At 71.9% G+C, this 20,180-nt stretch carries 16 protein-coding genes and 1 pseudogene; 6 read left to right on the top strand and 11 right to left on the bottom strand.

Annotation, left to right across the window (positions count from 1 at the left end):
• Nucleotides 1-261 precede the first annotated feature (261 nt).
• Entirely contained in the window at nt 262-1,257 is a 996-nt protein-coding gene (locus tag AC07TY_RS14290; protein WP_494785744.1) for a stage II sporulation protein M, read from the bottom strand.
• Between the two features lie 18 nt (nt 1,258-1,275).
• On the opposite strand from AC07TY_RS14290, the gene AC07TY_RS14295 reads away from it, so the two are divergent.
• Nucleotides 1,276-2,145 carry an RDD family protein gene (locus AC07TY_RS14295; RefSeq protein WP_488624342.1) on the top strand — a complete coding sequence of 290 codons (870 nt, stop codon included), beginning with the start codon at nt 1,276-1,278 and terminating at the stop codon, nt 2,143-2,145.
• Between the two features lie 124 nt (nt 2,146-2,269).
• Here AC07TY_RS14295 and AC07TY_RS14300 read toward each other — a convergent pair whose 3' ends face one another.
• The 5 genes from AC07TY_RS14300 to AC07TY_RS14320 all read right to left on the bottom strand — a co-directional run bounded on the left by AC07TY_RS14300 (nt 2,270) and on the right by AC07TY_RS14320 (nt 7,155).
• Nucleotides 2,270-4,696 (bottom strand): heavy metal translocating P-type ATPase, encoded by a 2,427-nt coding sequence (locus AC07TY_RS14300; RefSeq protein WP_494785745.1) that lies wholly within the window; start codon nt 4,694-4,696, stop codon nt 2,270-2,272.
• Nucleotides 4,693-4,917 (bottom strand): heavy-metal-associated domain-containing protein, encoded by a 225-nt coding sequence (locus tag AC07TY_RS14305; protein ID WP_123507540.1) that lies wholly within the window; start codon nt 4,915-4,917, stop codon nt 4,693-4,695. The genes AC07TY_RS14300 and AC07TY_RS14305 overlap by 4 nt, the downstream gene beginning before the upstream one ends.
• A gap of 32 nt (nt 4,918-4,949) precedes the next feature.
• Nucleotides 4,950-5,276: a metal-sensitive transcriptional regulator gene (locus AC07TY_RS14310; protein WP_488624345.1), complete on the bottom strand. Its 327-nt coding sequence runs from the start codon at nt 5,274-5,276 to the stop codon at nt 4,950-4,952.
• A 243-nt stretch (nt 5,277-5,519) separates the two neighbouring features.
• Nucleotides 5,520-6,953, bottom strand: coding sequence for a phosphomannomutase/phosphoglucomutase (locus AC07TY_RS14315; RefSeq protein WP_494785746.1), 1,434 nt, complete (start codon nt 6,951-6,953; stop codon nt 5,520-5,522).
• Nucleotides 6,943-7,155 (bottom strand): DUF3499 family protein, encoded by a 213-nt coding sequence (locus AC07TY_RS14320; RefSeq protein WP_123507250.1) that lies wholly within the window; start codon nt 7,153-7,155, stop codon nt 6,943-6,945. Before AC07TY_RS14320 ends, AC07TY_RS14315 begins: the two co-directional genes overlap by 11 nt.
• Nucleotides 7,156-7,232: 77 nt before the next feature.
• Between AC07TY_RS14320 and AC07TY_RS14325 the strand changes: the two genes are divergently transcribed.
• Nucleotides 7,233-7,679, top strand: a complete 447-nt coding sequence (locus AC07TY_RS14325) for a metallopeptidase family protein (RefSeq protein ID WP_123507251.1) — start codon at nt 7,233-7,235, stop codon at nt 7,677-7,679.
• Nucleotides 7,680-7,737: 58 nt separating this feature from the next.
• Here AC07TY_RS14325 and AC07TY_RS14330 read toward each other — a convergent pair whose 3' ends face one another.
• The 4 genes and pseudogenes from AC07TY_RS14330 to galE all read right to left on the bottom strand — a co-directional run bounded on the left by AC07TY_RS14330 (nt 7,738) and on the right by galE (nt 13,752).
• Nucleotides 7,738-9,156 carry a DUF5719 family protein gene (locus AC07TY_RS14330; protein ID WP_494785747.1) on the bottom strand — a complete coding sequence of 473 codons (1,419 nt, stop codon included), beginning with the start codon at nt 9,154-9,156 and terminating at the stop codon, nt 7,738-7,740.
• Complete coding sequence (locus tag AC07TY_RS14335; RefSeq protein ID WP_494785748.1) at nt 9,149-11,980, bottom strand: glycosyltransferase; 2,832 nt, start codon at nt 11,978-11,980, stop codon at nt 9,149-9,151. The genes AC07TY_RS14330 and AC07TY_RS14335 overlap by 8 nt, the downstream gene beginning before the upstream one ends.
• A gap of 106 nt (nt 11,981-12,086) precedes the next feature.
• Nucleotides 12,087-12,392, bottom strand: a pseudogene (locus AC07TY_RS14340) (WhiB family transcriptional regulator); the annotation flags it as partial.
• A 397-nt stretch (nt 12,393-12,789) separates the two neighbouring features.
• A complete protein-coding gene (gene galE, locus AC07TY_RS14345; RefSeq protein WP_494785749.1) occupies nt 12,790-13,752 on the bottom strand; it encodes a UDP-glucose 4-epimerase GalE in 963 nt (320 codons plus the stop codon).
• Nucleotides 13,753-13,841: 89 nt separating this feature from the next.
• On the opposite strand from galE, the gene AC07TY_RS14350 reads away from it, so the two are divergent.
• Nucleotides 13,842-14,795, top strand: coding sequence for a helix-turn-helix domain-containing protein (locus tag AC07TY_RS14350; protein ID WP_494785750.1), 954 nt, complete (start codon nt 13,842-13,844; stop codon nt 14,793-14,795).
• 42 nt (nt 14,796-14,837) lie between these two features.
• Here AC07TY_RS14350 and manA read toward each other — a convergent pair whose 3' ends face one another.
• Nucleotides 14,838-16,022: a mannose-6-phosphate isomerase, class I gene (gene manA, locus AC07TY_RS14355; protein WP_494785751.1), complete on the bottom strand. Its 1,185-nt coding sequence runs from the start codon at nt 16,020-16,022 to the stop codon at nt 14,838-14,840.
• Between the two features lie 187 nt (nt 16,023-16,209).
• On the opposite strand from manA, the gene AC07TY_RS14360 reads away from it, so the two are divergent.
• The 3 genes from AC07TY_RS14360 to AC07TY_RS14370 are packed head-to-tail and all read left to right on the top strand — an operon-like array spanning nt 16,210 to nt 20,097.
• Nucleotides 16,210-17,406 carry an acyl-CoA dehydrogenase family protein gene (locus tag AC07TY_RS14360; protein ID WP_123507258.1) on the top strand — a complete coding sequence of 399 codons (1,197 nt, stop codon included), beginning with the start codon at nt 16,210-16,212 and terminating at the stop codon, nt 17,404-17,406.
• 55 nt (nt 17,407-17,461) lie between these two features.
• Nucleotides 17,462-18,805 (top strand): O-antigen ligase family protein, encoded by a 1,344-nt coding sequence (locus AC07TY_RS14365; protein WP_123507259.1) that lies wholly within the window; start codon nt 17,462-17,464, stop codon nt 18,803-18,805.
• The gene (locus AC07TY_RS14370) at nt 18,775-20,097 is read left to right on the top strand and encodes an O-antigen ligase family protein (RefSeq protein WP_494785752.1); all 1,323 of its coding nucleotides are present in this window, start codon (nt 18,775-18,777) and stop codon (nt 20,095-20,097) included. The genes AC07TY_RS14365 and AC07TY_RS14370 overlap by 31 nt, the downstream gene beginning before the upstream one ends.
• Nucleotides 20,098-20,180: the final 83 nt, after the last annotated feature.

Raw genomic sequence — 20,180 nt, forward strand, 5'->3', positions numbered from 1 at the left:
GCGCCACGCCGCCGCCGAGATGGCCGGCGCCGTCGCCCACGCCCGACCCACCCGACGCCCAGGGCCACCTCACGCCGCGCCGCTGCCGCGCCCGCCGCTGCCGCCGCCGAGATGGCCGGCGCCGTCGCCCACGCCCACCCCACCCGACGCCCAGGGCCACCTCGCCGCCGCGGGCGGGCGCAGAGCGCCCGTCAACCCAGCGCGCAGACGCGTGGCACGATGGCACGCCTCACAGCAGGAGGGATGGATCTCGCCCCGACGTCAGCCGGAGACCAGCCGCCGCGCCCCCGCCTCGAACTCGTCCAGGTCGCCGGTCTGGCCGGCACGGTGGGCGCGCCCTCCGACGACCCACTGGTAGACGACGAAGGCCGCGAGCGCGACGGTCCCGATCCCGATCTTGATGGCCCACGGCCACGGCTGGCGGGTGACGAACCCCTCGATCACGCCGGAGACCAGCAGAGACAGCATCAGGCCGATCGCGATGGTGAACAGGGCGCGGCCGTCCTCGGCGAGCGCCTGCCCGCGGGTCCGGGCGCCGGGCGCGATCCACGACCAGAAGATCATGAGCCCGGCGGCCATCGACACGAACAGGCTGTACAGCTCGAGCTGGCCGTGCGGGGCGATGTACAGGAAGAAGTAGTCGAGACGCCCCTGGTCGGCCATGATGCCGGCGGTCAGCCCGACGTTCTGCGCGTTGGTCAGGAGGATGTACGGCACGAACAGGCCGGTTATGCCGAACGCGATACTCTGGGCGGCGATGAACGCGTTGTTGGTCCACACCTGACCCGTGAACGACGACGGCGGGTTGTCGGAGTAGTAGTCCACGAAATCGCCGGTGGCGAACTGCCTGCGGAACTCCGGTGTGCCGAAGGTCGCGAGCACGGCCGGGTTCGACGCGGCCCAGGTCGCGAACAGCACGGCGACGACGACGGTGACCCCGGCGGTCACGAGCGACAGCCAGCGCACCCGGTAGAGCGCGGCGGGCAGCTGGGCGACGAAGAACGCGGGGATCTGGGCGGCGAGGTTGCGGCCGGCCCCCGTGAAGCGGAGGCGGGAGCGGCTCAGGGTCAACGAGAGGCGGTCGGCGGTGCCTGACGTTCCTGCGCTCGATTTCATGGCCGAGAGCTGGGCGGCGCCCGACTGGTACAGCTCGATGAGCCGGTCGGCGTCGTCGCCCTCGAAGCTGCGGCGCCGGGACAGCGCGTCGAGCTCCGCCCAGTCGGCGGAGTGGGCGCTTGCGTAGGCGTCGAGATCCATTCTGATTAGATACTAGGCATGGCTGGTCGTCGCGTCCGCAAGGACTCCCCCGTCGCGTTCGACGCATTCGCGCCCGACGACGACGAGCTGGTCACGGGCGAGGCCGTCGGGCTCGACGTGCGACCGGCGTCGTTCGTGCTGCGGCTGGCGGGTGTGGCCATCGACTACGCCGTGTACTTCCTGGGGCTCATCGGCCTCCTGATCCTGCTGTCGCTCGCCGCCGAGAACAGCCTCGTCGACGACTCGACCGCCCAGGCGCTCGTGATCGTGTCGCTCGTGCTGGCACTCATCGTCGCGCCGACGGTCGTCGAGACGGCCACGCAGGGCAAGTCGCTCGGCAAGCTCGCGGTGGGCGCCCGGGTCGTCCGACTCGATGGTGGCGCCATCGGGCTGCGCCACGCGTTCATCCGCGCCCTCGTCGGCATCCTCGAGATCGTCGCGACCACCGGCGGAGTGGCCGTCGTGGTGGGGCTCCTGAATTCGAGGTCCCGCCGCCTGGGCGATCTGCTCGCAGGAACGTACGCCCTCAACGAGCGGCCTCCGAAGGCCGGGCGCGTGGTCTACGCCGTCCCGCCCGAGCTCGAGGCGTGGTCGCGGCTCGCCGACGTGGCGAGGCTTCCTGATTCGCTGGCTCGGCGCATGTCGTCGTTTCTGCAGCAGTCCGGCGCGATGACGCCCGACAGCCGAATCCGCGTCGCCTCGGGTCTCGCCGCAGAGGCCTCGGCGTTCGTGTCGCCGCTGCCGGAGGTCGCGCCCGAGCTGTTCGTCGTGGCCGTGTCGGCCGTGCGCCGCGAGCGCGAGTCGCGGGCGCTGGCGGCCGAGGCCGCGAACCTCGAGCGCCTGTCGCCGGCGCTGACGGGGCTGCCGGCGGGGTTTCCGAGGCGCTGATCCCGGCCTTGCCCGTCCGGGCGCGACACCACGATCAGGACTCGGCACCACGCAATGCGGTGGTGTGGAGTCCCGATCGTGGTGCGGTGCCCGGGGGTCCGGGCCCATCGACGCCGCCGCGCGGCTAGAGAGCGCGCCGCAGCCGCAGGCTGTTCCCGACGACGACGAGCGACGACAGCGCCATCGCCAGCCCGGAGACGACGGGATTGAGCAGGCCGAGCATCGCGATCGGCAGCGCCGCGACGTTGTACGCGAACGCCCAGAACAGGTTGACTTTGATCGTGCGCAGCGTCTTGCGCGCGACGACGAGCGACTCCGCGATCAGGCGCGGGTCGTCGCGCATGAGCGTGATGTCGCCGGCCTCGATCGCGGCGTCCGAGCCGCCCCCGAGCGCGATCCCGACGTCGGCCCCGGCCAGAGCGGCCGAGTCGTTGACGCCGTCGCCGACCATGGCCACCACGTGGCCCTTCGACTGAAAGGACCGCACGGTGTCGAGCTTTCCGCCGGGCAGGACCCCGGCGACGACGCGCTCGATCCCGAGTTCCTGCGCCACTCGCCGCGCAGCGCCCTCGTTGTCGCCGGTGACCAGCACCGGAGTCAGGCCGAGAGCGCGGAGGTCGGCGATCGCCTGGCGGCTGGTGGGGCGCACGGTGTCCGACACCACGATCACGCCGCGGGCGAGGCCGTCCCAGGCGACGACGACCGCGGTCGCGCCGCTCTGCTCGGCGGTGTCGACGGCATCCTGAATCGACGCGTCGAGCGTGACGCTCCACGCGTCGGCGATCCAGCCGGGCCGGCCGACCGCCACGAGGGTGCCGTCGACCAGAGCGTGGGCTCCCTGGCCCGGCGTCGACCGGAACTCCTCTGATTGCGGACGCAGGAACTGCCCGGCCTCGCCGGCCTCCACGATCGCGCGCGCCACCGGGTGCTCCGAGAACCGCTCGACCGCCGCCGCACGGGCGAGCACCTCGGGGTCGACCTCGTTGGTGACGCTCATCAGTCCCGTCGTCAGGGTTCCGGTCTTGTCGATCAGGACGGTGTCGACTGCGCCGGCGCGCTCGATGACCTCGGGTCCGCGGATCAGGATGCCGCGCGTGGCGCCGAGACCGGTGCCGACGAGCAGGGCGGTCGGAGTCGCCAGTCCGAGCGCGCACGGGCAGGCGATGATGATCGTCGCGACCGCCGCGGCCACGGCGACGGACGGCGCGGAGCCGGTGAGCAGCCAGAGCACCAGCGTCAGGAGGGAGAGCCCGATGACGACGGGGACGAAGACTCCTGAGATGCGGTCGGCGAGGCGCTGAACCTGCGCCTTGCCGGTCTGGGCGCTCTCGACGAGGCTCGCGATGCGGGCGAGCTGCGTGTCGCTGCCGACGCGCTCGGCGCGGACCGTGAGGTGGCCGCCGGCGTTGAGGGTTCCGCCCGCCACGACAGCGCCGGGGGCCACTTCGACAGGAACGGATTCTCCGGTGAGCATGCTCGCGTCGACCGCCGAGGTTCCTGAGACGACCACGCCGTCGACCGGGATCCTCTCCCCCGGGCGGACGGCGACCACGTCGCCGACCTGCAGGGCCGCGGCGTCGACAGTGGTCTCGACTTCATCGCGCACGAGAGTCGCCGTACGCGGAGCGAGGTCGAGCAGGGCGTGCAGGGCGCGGCCGCTGGTGACGCGCGCCTTGGCCTCGAAGTACCGTCCGGCGAGCAGGAAGACCGTCACGACCGAGGCGACCTCGAGGTAGACGTCTCCGCTGGCCGACCCGGACCGCCCGAACAGGCGCAGCTCCATGTGCATGCCGGTCATCCCCGCGTTGCCGAAGAACAGGGCGTAGACCGACCAGCCGTAGGCCGCCGTGACGCCGAGCGAGATGAGGGTGTCCATTCCGACGCCGCCGTGCCGAGCCTGGCGGACGGCCATCGAGTGGAACGGCCAGGCGCCCCAGATCGCGACCGGGCTCGCGAGGGCGAACGCGAGCCACTGCCAGTCGGCGAACTGGAGCGGCGGGACCATCGACAGCACCAGGACGGGCAAGGCCAGGATCGCCGACACCACGACGCGCTGCCGCAGGTCGTCGGCGGAGCCGTGGTCGTGCTCGCCGGAGGCGTGCTCAGACGCGGCGTGTTCGGGCGCGGTGTGTTCGGGCGCGGTGTGTTCGGGCGCAGCGTGCTCAGGCGCGGCGGGCGCTCGGTCGCCGGACGCGGCGCGGCCGGGCTCGACGGGCGTCGAGGCGCCGCGGTCACCGTGGGTCGCGGTGGCCCCGCGATCCTGCGCCCGGCCTTCTCGGGTCGGCCGCGACGGAGCCCGCAGCACCCGCGCGCCGTAGCCGGCGGCGGCGACAGCGGCGAGTGCGACGTCATCCGGCGCCCCGGATGGCAGCTCGACGCGGGCGCGCTCGGTCGCGAGGTTCACGGATGCGGTGGCTCCCGGGATGCGGTTGAGCTTCTTCTCGACGCGAGCCGCGCAGCTGGCGCAGGTCATCCCCTCGATGCTCAGGTCGACGTGGCGGCGGTCGAGGTCAGGGGTGCTCGGCGTGGTGCCGTCGACTCCGGGCGTCACGACCGGGCCGCCAGGGCGTAGCCGGCCTCGTCGAGGGCGGCACGGACGTCGTCACCCGGGAGAGGGGCGGCGCTGGTCACGGTCACGGCGCTCGAAGCGCCGGGCTTCAGGTCGACGTCGACCGAGGCGACGCCGTCGAGGGCGCCGAGCTCGGACGAGACGGAGTGCACGCAGTGGGCGCAGGTCATGCCGTCGACGAGGTACGTGGTGGTGGTGGTCATTCGGGTCTCCTCCGAAGTGATGGGGTCGCGCGTCACGAGCGCACGAGGCGGGCGATGGCGGCGGACGCCTCCTTGACCTTCTGGTCGGCGATGTCACCGCCCTGGCGCGCGGCCTCGGCGACGCAGTGGGCGAGGTGGTCGTCGAGCAGCTGGAGCGCGACGGTCTCGAGGGCCCTGGTCGCCGCCGACACCTGGGTCAGGACGTCGATGCAGTAGGTGTCTTCCTCGACCATTCGCTGCAGGCCGCGGACCTGCCCCTCGGCGCGTTTGAGGCGCTTGATGATGAGCTGCTTGTCGCCGCTGTAGCCGACGTGCGCGCTGTGGTCGTGAGCGGTGCTGTCGTGCGTGGTGCTGTCCATATCGTTCCTCCATACCCCCTAGGGGTACCGCCACCCTACGCCTCCGCACCTCCGAACGGTACCCCCCGGGGGTACCTGCCACCGCCCGCCCTCCGAAATTCAAGGAGAAATGTGCGCGCGGCGCCGATGCGAGACGGATCGGCGGCCTCCGCCGCAGATATCTCCTTGAATTTCGGCGGAGACGCGGGCCCGACGACGAAGCCCCTGCCGACGGCGGGGGCTTCGGAACGACGCGGACCGCGCCTACGCCCGGATGAGCGCCAGCACGGCGTCGCGCACGCGCTCCATGCCCGCCGGCGTCGCCGCCTCGGCGTTCAGGCGCAGCAGAGGCTCCGTGTTCGACGGGCGCACGTTGAACCACCAGAACTCGCCGTCGTCGAACGAGCCCGAGACGGTCAGCCCGTCGAGCTCATCGAAGTCGCCGACACCCGTGTAGGCATCGACGATGCGCGCGTAGGCCGCGGGTACGTCGTCGACGACCGAGTTGATCTCGCCCGACGCGGCGTAGGGCGTGTACCGGTTCGTCAGCTCGGAGAGGGGGGCGTCGCCGCCGCCGAATTCGGCGAGCACGTGCAGCGCCGCCAGCATTCCGTTGTCGGCACCCCAGAAGTCGCGGAAGTAGTAGTGCGCCGAGTGCTCGCCGCCGAAGATGGCGCCGGTCGACTTCATCTCGTCCTTGATGAGCGAGTGGCCGACGCGGGTGCGCACGGGCGTGGCCCCGGCGGCCTCGATGGCCTCCGGCACTGCGCGCGAGGTGATCAGGTTGTGGATGACGTTGATGCTCTCGGTCGGCGACGCCGCGCGGACGCGCGCGATCTCGCGGACGGCCACGATGGCTGCGACCGCCGACGGGGTGACGGCGTCGCCGTTCTCGTCGACGACGAAGCAGCGGTCGGCATCGCCGTCAAAGGCGAGGCCGAGGTCGGCGCCGTGCTCGACGACGGCCTTCTGCAGGTCGACGAGGTTCTTCGGCTCGAGGGGGTTCGCCTCATGGTTCGGGAAGGTCCCGTCGAGCTCGAAGTAGAGCGGCACGATCGTGATCGGCAGCGCGGGGAGGCCGGCGGCGGTCTCGAGCACGGCCGGGACGGTGAGGCCGCCCATGCCGTTGCCGGCGTCGACGACGATCGTGATCGGGCGGATCGTCGACAGGTCGACCAGCGAGCGGAGGTAGGCGGCGTACGACTCGAGGGCGTCGAAGGGGGTGACGGCGCCGGGCTCGGCGACTGGCTCGATGGCTCCCGCGCCCAGGTAGGCCGACGCTCGATCGCGGATCGAGGCCAGGCCGGTGTCGAGGCTGATGCCCTGGGCGCCCGCCCGCGAGAACTTGATGCCGTTGTAGGTGGCCGGGTTGTGGCTCGCCGTGAACATTGCGGCGGGGGCGTTCATCGAGCCCGACGCGAAGTACGTCTCGTCGGTCGAGCAGAGGCCGAGCAGGGTCACGTTCGCCCCGCGGGCGGTGGCGCCGCGGGCGAAGGCGGCGGCGAACTCGGGCGACGAGTCGCGCATGTCGTGGCCGACCACGATGCCGGCGTCGCCGAGCGTCGACGGGCCGATCTCGTCGGCGAATGCGGCACCGAACGCCTCGACGATCTCGGGCGTGAGCTGGCTGCCGACGAGCCCTCTCACGTCGTACGTCTTCACGAAGGCGGAGAGGTCTACGGAGGCGTCAGATGTCATGCCCCAAAACTACATGCCGCACGACCTGCCACCCTTGCGGGGCCGACAATCTCTCGGCGTGCACGGCGCACAGGTCGTAGCCGTGCGGCTCGACGGTGCCCGACAAGGGGCCCACCACCGCCATGGAGTCGGCGTAATCGTAGGTCAGGGTGGCCACGGCCTCGTTCTGGCACGTGACCTTGCTGCAGGGTCGCCCGTTCATCGAGATCCAGGGTACTTGCCGCCGCCGACACTCGCCGACGGATGTCTCGCGACGAAGGCGGCGACTACCATGAGCGAATGGCTCGATCCCGAAGCGTCCGCGTCACGGGACGCTCCACGTTCCGCGACCGCCACGGGCGGGGCCTGCGGTCATCGGCGGCGGGTCCGCACCTGCCCTTCCTGCAGACGCGCATCGACCTCTTCGACGACATCGTCGGCGCGGCCGCGCAGTACCTCCGGGAGCTCTGGCCCGACGACCTCGCCGACGTGACCTTCGAGGTCGCGGGCCTGCCGGGCGAGGGGTCCGACGGCCTCGTGCGCTACCGCGTCGATGCCCGCCGCCGCAGCATCGTGCTGTACCGCCTGCCGATCGAGCGCCTCGCCAAGCCGCGCGAGCCGCGGGGCACGCAGGACGCCGCATGGGACCACCGCATGACGATCGAGGGCTACGTCTTCCGCGCCGTCGGCGAGCTGATCGGCAGAGACCCCTGGGACCTCGCGCCCGACCGCTACCGCGACCGCTGAGCCTGTCGCTGCGATCGCAGGCAGCGGGCGCAGGCAGCGCAGGAACCAGCCGATCCGATCAGGGGTAGACCGTGACCGGCCGCGACACCGCCGTCGGAGACTCGAGCGCGTACGACGCGATCTGCGTCGACGAGTTGAAGCTGATCGACGCCCGGAGCCCGTCTCCGTCGCGGATCGCGCCGACGGCTCGCGCGTTCACGGCGCGGGTCACCGATCCTCCGGCCGGCACTGAGACCGTCACGGTCGCCTTGCCCCGCACTGCCAGCGACGTCGTCACGGCCCGCGAGGTGGGGTTGGCGAGCGTCAGCGTGGCCGCCGGGCCCGCCGGAACGGTGAACAGCGTCTCGCCGTCGAGGGCCGGGGCTGCCGCCGCCCACGAGAGGTCGGTGACTCCCCCGGCGCCGATGGTCGACGAGCGGACTCCGGCCACGATCGGCTGCGACGACTGGACCGTGGCCGTGTAGGTGCCGGTCTTCAGACCGTCGAGCGGGATGTCGTCGACCTGGCCGGCCTCGGCCGTCTCGGTGAAGGTCGCGCCCGTGCCGTCGGCCGTGCGGAGCTGGATCGAGAGGTCGGCGTTCGCGTCGCCGGGCACGAAGACGCGCAGGGCGGTGACGAGGTCGCCGTAGCCGTCCTCGGCCGCCTTGGCCTGGAGGGCGTCGCCACCGCGCACGACGATGCCGGGCACCGTCACGGTCGACGCGGGAGCCGCCGAGGCGCTGACGGTGTCGAGGCCGCCGGCCCGCAGGGTGCGGACGACGCTGACCTGGAGGTCGGCGACGATCTGGCCGCCGGTCGAGGTCACGTGGACGACGGGCGAGGTGAGCCCGGTCGCGAAGCCCGAGAGCGGCACGACCTTCTGGCTGTTGGGGGCGACGACGATGCCGGTGAGGCCCGGACCGTCGACCGTGCCCGACTCGCCGAAGACCGACAGATCGACGGTGGAGTTCACGTCGGTGGGATTGATAAGCGAGATCAGGGTCGTGCGGCCGGTGTCCGTCGAACCGCCGACGAGCCAGGTCGAGCTGGTGGGCTCGGCGCACGACGAGGCCGCGAAGCCGGTGAGGTCGGAGGTCGCGGAGGACGCGCTCTGAGCGGCGGCGACCAGGGGCACCGTCGTGGAGCCGCCGGAGGCGGCCGTGACGAGCAGAGGGTCGGAGCCGGTGCCGTCGGCGCCCGCGAGCGTCTTCGTGGTCGGGGCGTCGCCGCTGCCGGCCGCCGTCACGGTCGCCGCGGTGCCCACGGCCGACACGGACGTCGCCGACGCGCCGGAGTCGCCCGAGAGACGCAGGAGCGACCCTCCGCACACCCGCTGCTGGTCGAGCGCGACCGGCGTCACGATGCGCCCGGCGGGGGTCTCGCTCAGCGTCGGCAGCGGCACCAGGACCGCCGCCGCGACGACGGCGCCGCCGACGGCGAGCGCCACGACGCCGAGGCCCAGGCGGAGTCCGGTCGACTTGGCGGTTCGCCTACTCATCTCGCTCCTCGTCGAAGGTGGTCGCCGGCTGCTCGGCCTCGGGGGCGCCGGGGCGCACCCGCCGGCGGCGCGGCGCGGTCGGGATGGCCAGCAGCAGCGCCGAGCCGAAGATCAGCGCCCACGACGCGAGCACGATCGGGCGCAGCGGCCCGCCGGTCGGGTGCCGGGTCGTCCGCTCGGTCGCATCCACGTACCGCCAGAGCTGGCCGGACGACGTGTCGGCGGCCTTCAGCAGCAGGGCGTTGCTGCCGAGCACCTGGGCTGCGCGCTGGTTCAGTGCGGCGGCTGGATCCTGCTTGTTGGTGTCGTCGAGCAGGACGAAGCCGACGCCGAGCTCCTTCAGCACCGGGGCCGGGTCGTAGCCGCTGCGGCTGACCAGGTTGCCGGCGAGGATGGTCAGGTCGCGACTGGTCGACGAGAGCTGCTGCTGCGTCGAGTCGAGCGTCGACTGCTGGTCGAGGGTCTCGCCCTGTCCGCGCTCGAGCGACACGGCGAGCGTGCCGTCGGGCTGCGGGGTGAGCACGAGCGTGCCGACGTCGGGCTTCGCCACGGCCTCGGCTGTCACGTAGGCCGAGAGGATCCTGCCGTCCGAGGGATGGATCAGGGCCGTGCCGCCGAGCGTCGCGATCAGGACCGGCACCGAGGCGGCGACTCCGAGCACGGCGAACAGGAAGCCGAGCGGCGGCGTGAACCGCGGGATGCGGTCGAGGCTGACAACGGCGGCGCCGATCATGCCGAGGAAGTACAGGCTGAGGCCGCTGCCGGCCCAGACGCCGGTCGTCGAGCTGCCGACACCGGTGATCTCGAGGTGCGTCGCGGCGACCGCGGTGGCGTAGCCGAGGAGCGCGACGGCGAGGCACGCGATGGCACGGCCGCGGGTGGGCAGGAAGACCGAGACGACGGCGAGGATGCCCAGAGGCAGGAGCGCGAGCGCGACGAGGAAGGCCATCGTTGCACCGCTGATGCCAGCGCCGGCGACGAGAGCCGTCCAGCCGTTGAGGCCGGTCTCGGGCGAGCCAAGCAGGAGCTGCAGTGGCGACGCGGCATCGGCCCGCGACGGCGCGCCGGGGTCGGCGAAGAGCGCCCACCAGGTTCCGCGCGAGACCTGCGCGATGGCCAGCGGCACGAACAGGGCGAGGGCCGGCAGCGGGATCCCGAGCATGCGGTGCGTGCCGCGGGGGCGGGTCGCGATGGCGCCGAGCCACCCGATGACGAGGGCGGGCAGCAGAGAGGGGGATCCTGCCGCGATCAGGGCGAACAGGATCGACGCCGCCGCGCCCGCCGACCACGAGCGGTGCGACGCCACCATCGTGACCACCAGGAACGGCAGGAGCGCGTGCGCGACGAGGGCTCCGAGGTGACCGGTCTGCATGGCCGAGAGCACGGGCGGCGACATCGAGTAGACGAGCGCGGCGATGGTCGGCACCCAGGTGCGGCGCGTGATCAGACGGGCCGCGAACCAGGCGCCGAGTGCCGAGAGGGGCAGCGCGACGAAGTAGAACAGCACGATGCCGAACGACGGCGCCCAGAACGTGATCGTTCCGAGGATCGCCACGAGCCCGGCGAACGGGTCGGAGGGGCCCACGTAGCCGGTGCCGATCTCGTGCCAGCCGTAGCCGACCGAGTTCCACAGCGATGCGACCGTGGTGCTGACCGGGAGCAGCCCGCCTCCGGTGATCGCCTGCGCGCTCAGGAAGGGGAAGAAGGCGACGATGCCGACGACGGCGGCCAGCAGCGTGATCCAGAGGCCGCCCGAGCCGACGAAGCTGGCGCGGGGCGTCGCGGAGTCCTCGATGCCGGCGAGCTGCGCGTCGCGCTCGTTGACGCGTCGCTCGCGTACCTGCGTGACGGTTGCCCGGAGCGGCCGGATCGCCCCCCAGGAGGCGGTCTTCGTGCGCCGGAGGTTCGCGCGCGCCCGGGTGATGTGCGACCCACCGAACGCCGTCGCGAACGCGGTGCGAAACTCCCCGATCGCAGCACCCGGGTTCTTCACCAGGAGGTGCCAGAGCGAGCGGACGAAGGCCAGCGGCACCAGGCTCAGCCAGTGGAGCGGCAGAGCGGCGAGCGGCGCGTAGACGAGGCGGCGGTGCAGCTGAGCGGCACGGGTCAGTCGCGCCTGTCGGGCGTGGCCGCCGGGTTCGCGACCGAAGTCCTCCGGTGGCCCCGCCGACTCGACGCGGGCGGACGGCACGAGCACGACGCGGTGCCCGGCGAGGCGGGCGCGCGTCGAGAAGTCGAGCGAGGCGTCGATGTGCGGGAGGCCGGGATCGAAGCCGCCCAGGGCAGTCCAGACGCTCCGGCGCACGAGCATTCCGCCCGCGGCGACGCCCAGCACGTCGGCGTGCGAGTCGTGCTGCCCCTGGTCGAGCTCGCCCGCAACGAGCGGCATCGAGCGGCCGAGCACGGTGACGGTCTCGCCGAACTCCGAGATGACGCCCGGCTCGGACTGCCGCATGAGCTTCGGGCCTGCCACGGCGACGGACGGCGCGACCTCGACGGTGGCGAGCAGCTCGGCGAGCGCCACGGCCTCGGGGGCGTTGTCGTCGCCGAGGATCCAGAGCCACTCGTCGTCGCTCTCGGGAGCCGGTCCGAGCACGCGGACGGCGTGGGCCACGGCGGCGCCGATCGAGGTGACGCCCGGCGCGGAGACCATCTGGGCGGCGCCGCTCAGAGCGAGGCGGCCGGCGTCGGAGTCGGCGGGCGATGCATCGACCACGACGAGCGCCTCGGGCGGTCGCGTCTGTTGCGACAGCCCATCGAGGGTTCTGTCGAGGGAGGCCGCACCGCTCGGCGCGACGAGGATCGCTGTGACTCTCGGCTGCATGACGGTGAGACTCTAGGTGCCCCGCAACGCCGGACGGCGCACCCGGTGGGCGCGCCGCAGCGATTCATAGGTGGGGATCAGCCCGGTCAGCCGAGTGCCGGCCGACCTAGGCGCGCCGACGAAGCTTCCTGCGCTCGCGCTCCGACAGCCCGCCCCAGATTCCGAAGCGCTCGTCGTTCTGCAGGGCGTACTCGAGGCACTGGGCCTTGACGTCGCACGACGTGCAGATCTTCTTGGCGTCGCGCGTCGAGCCGCCCTTCTCGGGGAAGAACGCCTCGGGGTCGGTCTGTGCGCAGAGCGAGTCGGCCTGCCAGCCGAGCGGGTTGGCCTCTTCGTCGACGACCGAGGCGCGACGGACTCCGGGGACGCCGAGCGAGACCGGATCGACGTGCCAGTTGTCGGGAACGGTCGAGCCGGTCGTGCGGCCGCCTGAGAGGAGGGCGTCGGCCTGAGCCTCGAGCGACGGGACGGCCGAGAGACGAGCACCCTGGGCGTTCAAGCCCTGGTCGTGCGACCCCTGGTCATGCAAGCCCTGGTCGTCTGAGCCCTGGCTGTCTGCCCTGTGGTCGTGGATGGCCATTGCTCATCTCCCCTCGTGCTGTCACTCCCCCGCTGGGGTGACACCTGTAATTACACTCGTGTAACTAGGGGTACGTCAAGTCGAGCATCATAAAACCCTCGACCCCCGAATGAGGGTGATTTGACTCCCGGGCGTGTCGCGAGTCACGAACCTCGGGCGTGTCGAACGGGGTACAGCCTGTTCGGGCGCGGCGCGCGATTCGATCGCAGGAACTGCCCGCGCCGTCGGCTCAGGCCGCCGCCTGCCTCGCCGCCCACGCGCTCTGCACCATCTCGAGAAGGGTGTGCCGCATCTTCCAGTCGAGGTCGCGCCCGGCGAGCACGCCCTCGGCCACGATGCGGTCGGGATCGCCCGGACGGCGCGTCGCGATCTCCGGGGTGAAGGCGATGCCCGTACCCTCCGCCATGGCGTCCATGATCTGCTTCACGCTCGAGCCGTCGCCCGAGCCGAGGTTGTACGCCGCCTCGAGAGTCTCGCCGGCGTCGAGCCTCCGCGCCGCCGCCGCGTGCGACACGGCGAGGTCGGCCACGTGCACGTAGTCGCGCACGCAGGTGCCGTCGGGAGTGCCGTAGTCGTCGCCGAAGATCTTCGGCGCGCGGCCCTCCAGCAGCGCCTGGAACACCAGCGGGAACAGGTTGTGCGGGCTCGCGTCGTACAGGTCGGGCTCGCCCGAGCCGACGACGTTGAAGTAGCGGAGGCTGGTGTGGCGGAGGCCCGTCGCGACGCCCTGGTCGCGCAGCAGCCACTCGCCGATCAGCTTCGACTCGCCGTACGGCGACTCCGGCGACTTGGGCGTGCCTTCGGTCACCACGTCGGTCGGCGGCACGCCGTAGACGGCCGCGCTCGACGAGAAGACGATCCGGTCGACGCCCTTGGCCGCCATGGCGGCCAGCAGGACGGCCGTGCCCGTCACGTTCTGCTCGTAGGTGTGGAGCGGGCGCTGCACCGACACCCCGGCGTACTTGTAGCCGGCCACGTGCACCACGCCGGTGACGCCGTGCTCGTCGATGGTGCGCTCGACCAGCGACTGGTCCAGGATCGTGCCCCGGACGAACGGAACGCCCTCCGGCACGAACGACTCGATGCCGCTCGACAGGTCGTCGATGACGACGGGCGACAGCCCCTCCTTCGCGAGCGCTCGAACGACATGCGAACCGATGTATCCGGATCCCCCGGTAACCAACCAAGCCATGGGCCAAACCTATCGGTACCGCCGCGCGCGATGCGTGTGGCAGGATGTGAACTCCCGACGAATATCCGCCACGTTCCCCTGGAGGCCCCGTGCTCCGCTCCGTCGCCGTCCTCGCCGTCGAGGGCCTTCCGCCGTTCGAGTTCGGCGTCGCCTGCGAGGTGTTCGGCATCGACCGGCGCGACACCGGCGGGCCCGCGTTCGACTTCCGCGTCGTCACGGCGCGGCCCGGTCGTGTGAAGACCAGCCTCGGGTTCGAGATGGTGATCGAGCGCGGGCTCGACGAGGCGCGCGGAATGGACCTCGTGGTCGTACCCGCGCACGGGGTGGACGCTGTGGAGCCGGAGTACCTCGAGTTCCTGCGCCGGGTGCACGCCGAAGGCGCGATCATCCTCAGCATCTGCAGCGGCGCCTTCACGCTCGCGGCGACCGGCCTGCTCGACGGCCGCCGGGCCGCCACCCACTGGATGCACGCCGACACCCTGCACGAGCGCTATCCGCTCGTCAGCGTCGACCCCGACGTGCTCTACGTCGACGAGGGGTCGATCGTCACGAGCGCCGGCACCTCGGCGGGCATCGACGCGTGCCTGCACATCGTGCGGCGCGAGCTCGGCGTCGGCGCCGCCAACGCCATCGCGCGTCGCATGGTGATCCCCGCTCAGCGCGACGGCGGGCAGGCGCAGTTCATCGGCGCGCCGATCGCCGAGCGCTGCTCCGACTCGCTCGCCGCCGTGATGGACTGGATGCTCGAGAACCTCGACCGGGAGCTCACCATCGACGAGCTCGCCCGCCGCGCGCTGATGTCGCCCCGCACCTTCGCCCGGCGGTTCCGCGCCGACGTCGGCACCACGCCCGGCGCCTGGCTCAACCGGCAGCGGCTGCTGCGCGCCCAGCATCTGCTGGAGGCCACCGACGACACCCTCGAGGCGATCGCCGGCGCTACCGGCTTCGGCTCGGCCGCCGTGCTGCGGCACCACTTCGCGCGGGTGCTGCAGACGACGCCCACGGCCTACCGGCGGGCCTTCGGCGAGCGCCAGCTCGCCTGAACGAAACCAGCACAGTGGTGAGCGCCAGCTCGCCTGACCGGGCTACGCCGCCGTCGCCACGAACGCCTCGCCCGTGCCCGTGACGGCGAGCCGCCATTCGTCGGGGGTGACGTACACCGACTCGCCCGCGCCGAGCTTGATGTTGCCGTCCTGGCCCTTGAGATGCAGCTCGCCGCTCGTGACGAAGACGATCGACGGGCCGCCGAGCTGCACGACCGCTCCGGCGTCGCCGGGGGTCACGTGCAGCAGGGCGAAGCCGACCTCGGTGGGGTCGAAGCGCTCGACGCCGGGACCGACCTCGACGGGCTCGAGGGAGGGCGCCGGGAGCGGCTCGAAGTCGAGCACGCGCATCAGCTCGGGAACGTCGACGTGCTTGGGCGTGAGTCCGCCGCGGAGGACGTTGTCGGAGGGCGCCATCAGCTCGACGCCGAGGCCGCCGAGGTAGGCGTGGATGTTGCCCGCGGGCAGGAAGAGCGCCTGGCCGCGCTTCAGCGTGACCCGGTTGAGCAGGAGCGCCACGACGATGCCGGGGTCGCCCGGGTAGTCGGCTGCGAGGTCGGCCAGGGTCGCCACGGTGGGCGAGATGGCGGCGTGCGCGCCGGCGTTCGAGACGGCCGCCGTCGCCGCGGCGCTGACGGCCTCGATCAGGGCCGGGGCGTCGTCGCCTTCGAACAGCCACGCCACGGTGGCCTCGAGCGAGTCGGCGAGGTGGGCGCGGAGCGGCTCGAACGCCCCCGACGAGTCGTCGAGGGCGTCGACGTCGGCGAGGGTCTCGGCGACGGTGCGGAACCCGCAGAGCGCGTCGAACTCGTCGCTGAGCGCGTAGATGATCTCGGGCTTCGGAAACGGGTCCTTGTAGTTGCGCTCCGTCGCGATCAGGGGCACGCCGGCGCGGTTCTCTCGGTCGAAGCCCTCGCGCGCCTGCTGCGGAGTCGGGTGGGCCTGAATCGACAGCGGCTTGGCGGCCGCCAGGATCTTCATCAGGAAGGGCAGATGGCGGCCACCGGCGCCGAGCGCCCGCTCGGGCTGTGCCGCGATCCAGTCGGCCAGAGTGTCAGCGCCGTCGACCACCGCGGGGTTCACGACGATGCTCGGCGACCCGGGGTGGGCTCCGAGCCAGAGCTCGGCCTCGGGCTTGCCCGTCGGCTTGCGGCCGAGCAGGTCGGAGATCGCCGTCGTCGAGCCCCACGCGTAGTCGCGCGGGACGTTGGTGATGGCTAGGAACATGTCTGACCTCATCGAGACGGGGTGGTGGGCCATCGCTTGGCCCCCCTCTACAAACGGGCGCGACCGCGCCCACCTGGGCGTTGGACAAAACTACCAAGGCCGTTGGCAGTCGTCCTGCATCGGCCTATCGTCGCCTCCGGATCGGCCGACGAGGGCCGGCCGCCGACACGAGAGCAACGGAGCACGGATGTCCGACACGACCCTGACCCAGCTGGCGCCGCTCGCCAGCGATTTCTACGGCTACGAGAGCCTCCTCAGCGACCAGGAGAAGTCGGTGCTGGCCGAGCTGCGCCAGTACCTCGAGGCCGAGGTGCGGCCGCTGGTGAACGACTACTGGGCCCGCGCGGAGTTCCCGACGCAGATCATCCAGAAGCTCGCCGACCTGAAGCTGTTCGGCATGCCGTGGGACGAGACGAAGCCGTTCGAGAACTCGGCCGTCTTCCGCGGCTGGGTCGCCCTCGAGCTCGCTCGCGTGGATGCGAGCGTCGCGACGTTCGTCGGCGTGCAGAACGGCCTGACGATGGGCTCGATCGCCGTCTGCGGCTCCCCCGAGCAGCGGGCCGAGTGGCTGCCGCGGCTCGCGAGCGGCGAGCTGATCGGCGCGTTCGGCCTCACCGAGCCCCTCTCGGGCTCCGACTCGGCGCAGGGCCTCCGCACCGTCGCGACCCGTGACGGCGACGACTGGATCCTCAACGGCTCGAAGCGCTGGATCGGCAACGCCACGTTCAGCGACATCACCGTCATCTGGGCGAAGAGCACCGAAGACGGCCAGGTCAAGGGCTTCGTCGTCCCGACCTCGACGCCGGGCTACACCGCGGCGAAGATCGAGAACAAGCAGGCGCTCAGGATCGTGCAGAACGCCGACATCACCCTCGAGAACGTGCGCGTGCCCGAGTCGAACCGCCTCCAGAACGGCAACTCGTTCCGCGACACGGCCAAGGTCCTGCGCCTCACTCGCGCCGAGGTCGCCTGGGCGGCCGTCGGCAACTCGATCGGCGCCTACGAGGCCGCCCTGAAGTACGCGTCCGAGCGCGTCCAGTTCGGCAAGACGATCGCGAGCCACCAGCTCGTGCAAGACCTGCTCGTCAAGTCGCTCGGCAACATCACGGCCTCGCTCGGCATGGTCGTGCGCGTCTCGCAGCTTCTCGACGAGGGCACGCAGCGCGACGAGCACGCCTCGCTCGCGAAGTCGTTCACGACGTCGCGCATGCGCGAGACGGTCGGCTACGCGCGCGAGATCCTCGGAGGCAACGGCATCGTGCTCGACTACGACGTCGCCCGCTACTTCGCCGATGCCGAGGCCCTGTACAGCTACGAGGGCACCCGCGAGATGAACACGCTCATCGTCGGGCGCAGCATCACCGGCCAGGCGGCCTTCGTCTAGCCGGCTCGGCTCGCAGGGCGTCGGCGCCATGGGCCGACCCGGTAACCTGAGGCGCATGGCCGTCACCCAGCCCCTGCCGCGCGCCGACGTCGCGCCCCGCGGGCCCTCGGCCGAGCACACCGGCTTCGCCACCGTCGTCTTCGGCGTGCTGTTCTTCGGCGACGCGCTGCGCAACTCGGTCAACTGGGCCGGGTGGGCGGTCGTCTGCCTGGCCGTGGTCGTGTGGGCGGTCGCCCTCCTGGTCCGCAACCCCCCGCGTCCCAGCCGCTCCCCCGCCCTGCTCGGGCTGCTGCTGCTGTGGATGATCGCGTCGCTGATCTGGTCCGACTACCGGGCGGGGTCCCTGCTCGGCATCGGCACGCAGCTGATGACGACCGCTGGCGCCGTGGCGGTCGCGGTCACCGTGTCGTGGGAGGGCATCGTGAAGGCGCTCGGCCGCGCGCTCCGCGCGATCGTCGTACTCTCCCTTCTCTTCGAGCTCGTCGTCGCGCTCTTCGTCCGGCAGCCGTTCTGCCCGATCTACGTCGACTGCTCGGGATCGCACCCGGCCGCGTTCTACTGGACCCGCGACGCCCTCTTCACCGGCGGCCAGATCCAGGGGCTGCCCGGCAACAGCAACCTGCTCGCGATCTACGCCCTGCTCGCCCTGGCCGTCACGGCCGTGCAGTGGCACGCTCGCTCCATCGAGCGGCGCCAGGCCTGGGTCGGCATCGCCGCCTCGGTGCTCGCGCTCGGCCTGACCCGCTCGTCGACGGTGTTCGCGTGCCTCGCCGTCGCCGCGCTCGTGTTCGGCTTCGCGGTGCTGGCGCGCCGGGTGCGGCTCGGCCGGCGGTGGATGGTCGCGGTGCTGGCGGCGCTGGTGGCGGGAGCGCTCGCGGCGGCCGTGTCGGTCGGCTGGGGGCTGATCCTGCGCGTGCTGGAGAAGAGCCCCGACCTCACCGGCCGCGGCACGATCTGGAAGTCGGTCTACGAGCTCGCGATCCAGCGGCCGGTCGTCGGCTGGGGCTGGACCGGCTGGTGGCAGCCGTACCTCGAGCCGTTCAAGGGGCTCGCCGTGCGCAACGGGGTCGTCTACCTGCAGGCGCATAACGCCTACCTCGACGTGTGGTTTCAGATCGGCTGGATCGGGCTCGCGCTCTTCCTCGCCGTCATCGTCACGACGACGGCCCGTTCGTGGTGGTGGGCCACCGACCGGCGGATGCTCGGCCCGGGCCGCCCCGCCCCGTGGAACACGCTCGACCTGCTGCCGATGCTGCTGATGTCGATCATGCTCGTGCACGGCCTCGCCGAGTCGCGCCTCAACGTCGAATGGGGCTGGGCCCTGCTGGTCGTCGTCTGCTTCGCCACGCGCCGCGACAACTACCGCTGGTGGTCGACTCCCGCCCCCGACGCTCGATGAGCCAGGCCGCACCCGTCCGCGACCCGCTGCGCCGCTACCTGTCAGCGTGGATCGGCTTCTCGGCCGGCGGCACGTTCAGCCAGGCGCTGACCGTCACGATCCTGCTCTATGCGCTCGGCATCCACACGGTCCGCGCGCTGATCGGCTGGCCGGGATCGATCGCCGTGCTCGCGACGCTCGTCGTTCTGGCGGGTCTCTCGCTCTTCGGGGCGCGCAACCGTATCGAGTGGCACGGGATCCTGCCGGTGTCGGTGCTCGCGCTGTTCGCCTACTTCGTCGTCTCCATCTTCTGGAGCCAGTACACCTGGGTCTCGATCGGCGGCGTCTTCTACGCGCTCGCGTTCGGCAGCCTCGGCATGTACCTGGCGCTCGGCCGCGACCTGGTGCAGGTGATCCGCGCCACCGGCGACACGCTGCGGATCCTGCTGACAGTGTCGCTGTCGCTCGAGGTGCTGTCGGGCATCCTGATCGACCAGCCGATCTCGTTCCTCGGCATCCAGGGCAACCTCGCGAACGGCGGGCCGATCCAGGGTGTCGCCGGAACTCGCAACTACCTCGGCTTCCTCGCCGCTCTGGCGCTCATCACCTTCGCGGTGGAGTGGTTCACCCGCTCGATCACGCTCGGCGTCGGCGTGGCATCCGGGGTCCTGGCGCTGCTCACCCTGTTCTTCGCGAGCTCGCCCGTGACGTCGATCGCCGTGCTCGTGCTCGTCGTCGCGGCGATCGCGCTGCGCTTCCTCCGGCAGAGCCCGCCCGAGCGGCGCGCCCTGATGCAGGGCATCCTCGCCTTCCTGGTGGTGCTCGGCGTGGTGCTGGCCTACGTGGGGCGGCACCGGCTTATCGCCGCGCTCGGCGCCACCAGCGACCTCGAGGTGCGGCTGGCCCTGTGGACGAGGATCCGCGAGCTCATCCCCTTCCACAGCCTCGTCGGCTGGGGCTTCGCGGGGCAGTGGCCGACCGACGTGTTCCCGTTCTTCCTGCTCACCGGGCCGACCGGCCGGGCATCCGAGACCGGGCTCGGCGCCTTCTTCGACACCTGGCTGCAGGTGGGGCTCGTCGGCGTCGTCATGCTGCTCGCCGCCGGTGCCCTCGCGTTCACCCGCTCGTGGCTGACCGCCTCGACGCACCCGATCGTCGCCTACACGTGGCCGGCGCTCGTGCTGCTGCTCATCGCCGTGACCGCCTCCGCCGAGAGCTACCCGCTGTTCGAGGGCACTCTGCTGCTGTTCGTCGCCATCGCCACGATCTCGGCGCGCAAGCGCTCGTGGCGACGGCACCTCACCCCGTCGTAGCCGGCGCCGACGCCGCCGACCCGCATCGGCGGCGGGTGATCGCCGCCGCGGCGGGGATCTTCTGCCGCCGATGCGGGTGGGCC

It is taken from the genome of Frondihabitans sp. GW821-FHT04F02, assembly GCF_059420045.1.

Coding starts and splice junctions, on each gene's coding strand:
- AC07TY_RS14290 (WP_494785744.1), bottom strand. CDS start 1,257: ATGGATCTCGACGCCTACGCAAGCGCCCACTCCGCCGACTGGGCGGAG.
- AC07TY_RS14295 (WP_488624342.1), top strand. CDS start 1,276: ATGGCTGGTCGTCGCGTCCGCAAGGACTCCCCCGTCGCGTTCGACGCA.
- AC07TY_RS14305 (WP_123507540.1), bottom strand. CDS start 4,917: ATGACCACCACCACCACGTACCTCGTCGACGGCATGACCTGCGCCCAC.
- AC07TY_RS14310 (WP_488624345.1), bottom strand. CDS start 5,276: ATGGACAGCACCACGCACGACAGCACCGCTCACGACCACAGCGCGCAC.
- AC07TY_RS14315 (WP_494785746.1), bottom strand. CDS start 6,953: ATGACATCTGACGCCTCCGTAGACCTCTCCGCCTTCGTGAAGACGTAC.
- AC07TY_RS14320 (WP_123507250.1), bottom strand. CDS start 7,155: ATGAACGGGCGACCCTGCAGCAAGGTCACGTGCCAGAACGAGGCCGTG.
- AC07TY_RS14325 (WP_123507251.1), top strand. CDS start 7,233: ATGGCTCGATCCCGAAGCGTCCGCGTCACGGGACGCTCCACGTTCCGC.
- AC07TY_RS14330 (WP_494785747.1), bottom strand. CDS start 9,156: ATGAGTAGGCGAACCGCCAAGTCGACCGGACTCCGCCTGGGCCTCGGC.
- AC07TY_RS14335 (WP_494785748.1), bottom strand. CDS start 11,980: ATGCAGCCGAGAGTCACAGCGATCCTCGTCGCGCCGAGCGGTGCGGCC.
- galE (WP_494785749.1), bottom strand. CDS start 13,752: ATGGCTTGGTTGGTTACCGGGGGATCCGGATACATCGGTTCGCATGTC.
- manA (WP_494785751.1), bottom strand. CDS start 16,022: ATGTTCCTAGCCATCACCAACGTCCCGCGCGACTACGCGTGGGGCTCG.
- AC07TY_RS14360 (WP_123507258.1), top strand. CDS start 16,210: ATGTCCGACACGACCCTGACCCAGCTGGCGCCGCTCGCCAGCGATTTC.
- AC07TY_RS14365 (WP_123507259.1), top strand. CDS start 17,462: ATGGCCGTCACCCAGCCCCTGCCGCGCGCCGACGTCGCGCCCCGCGGG.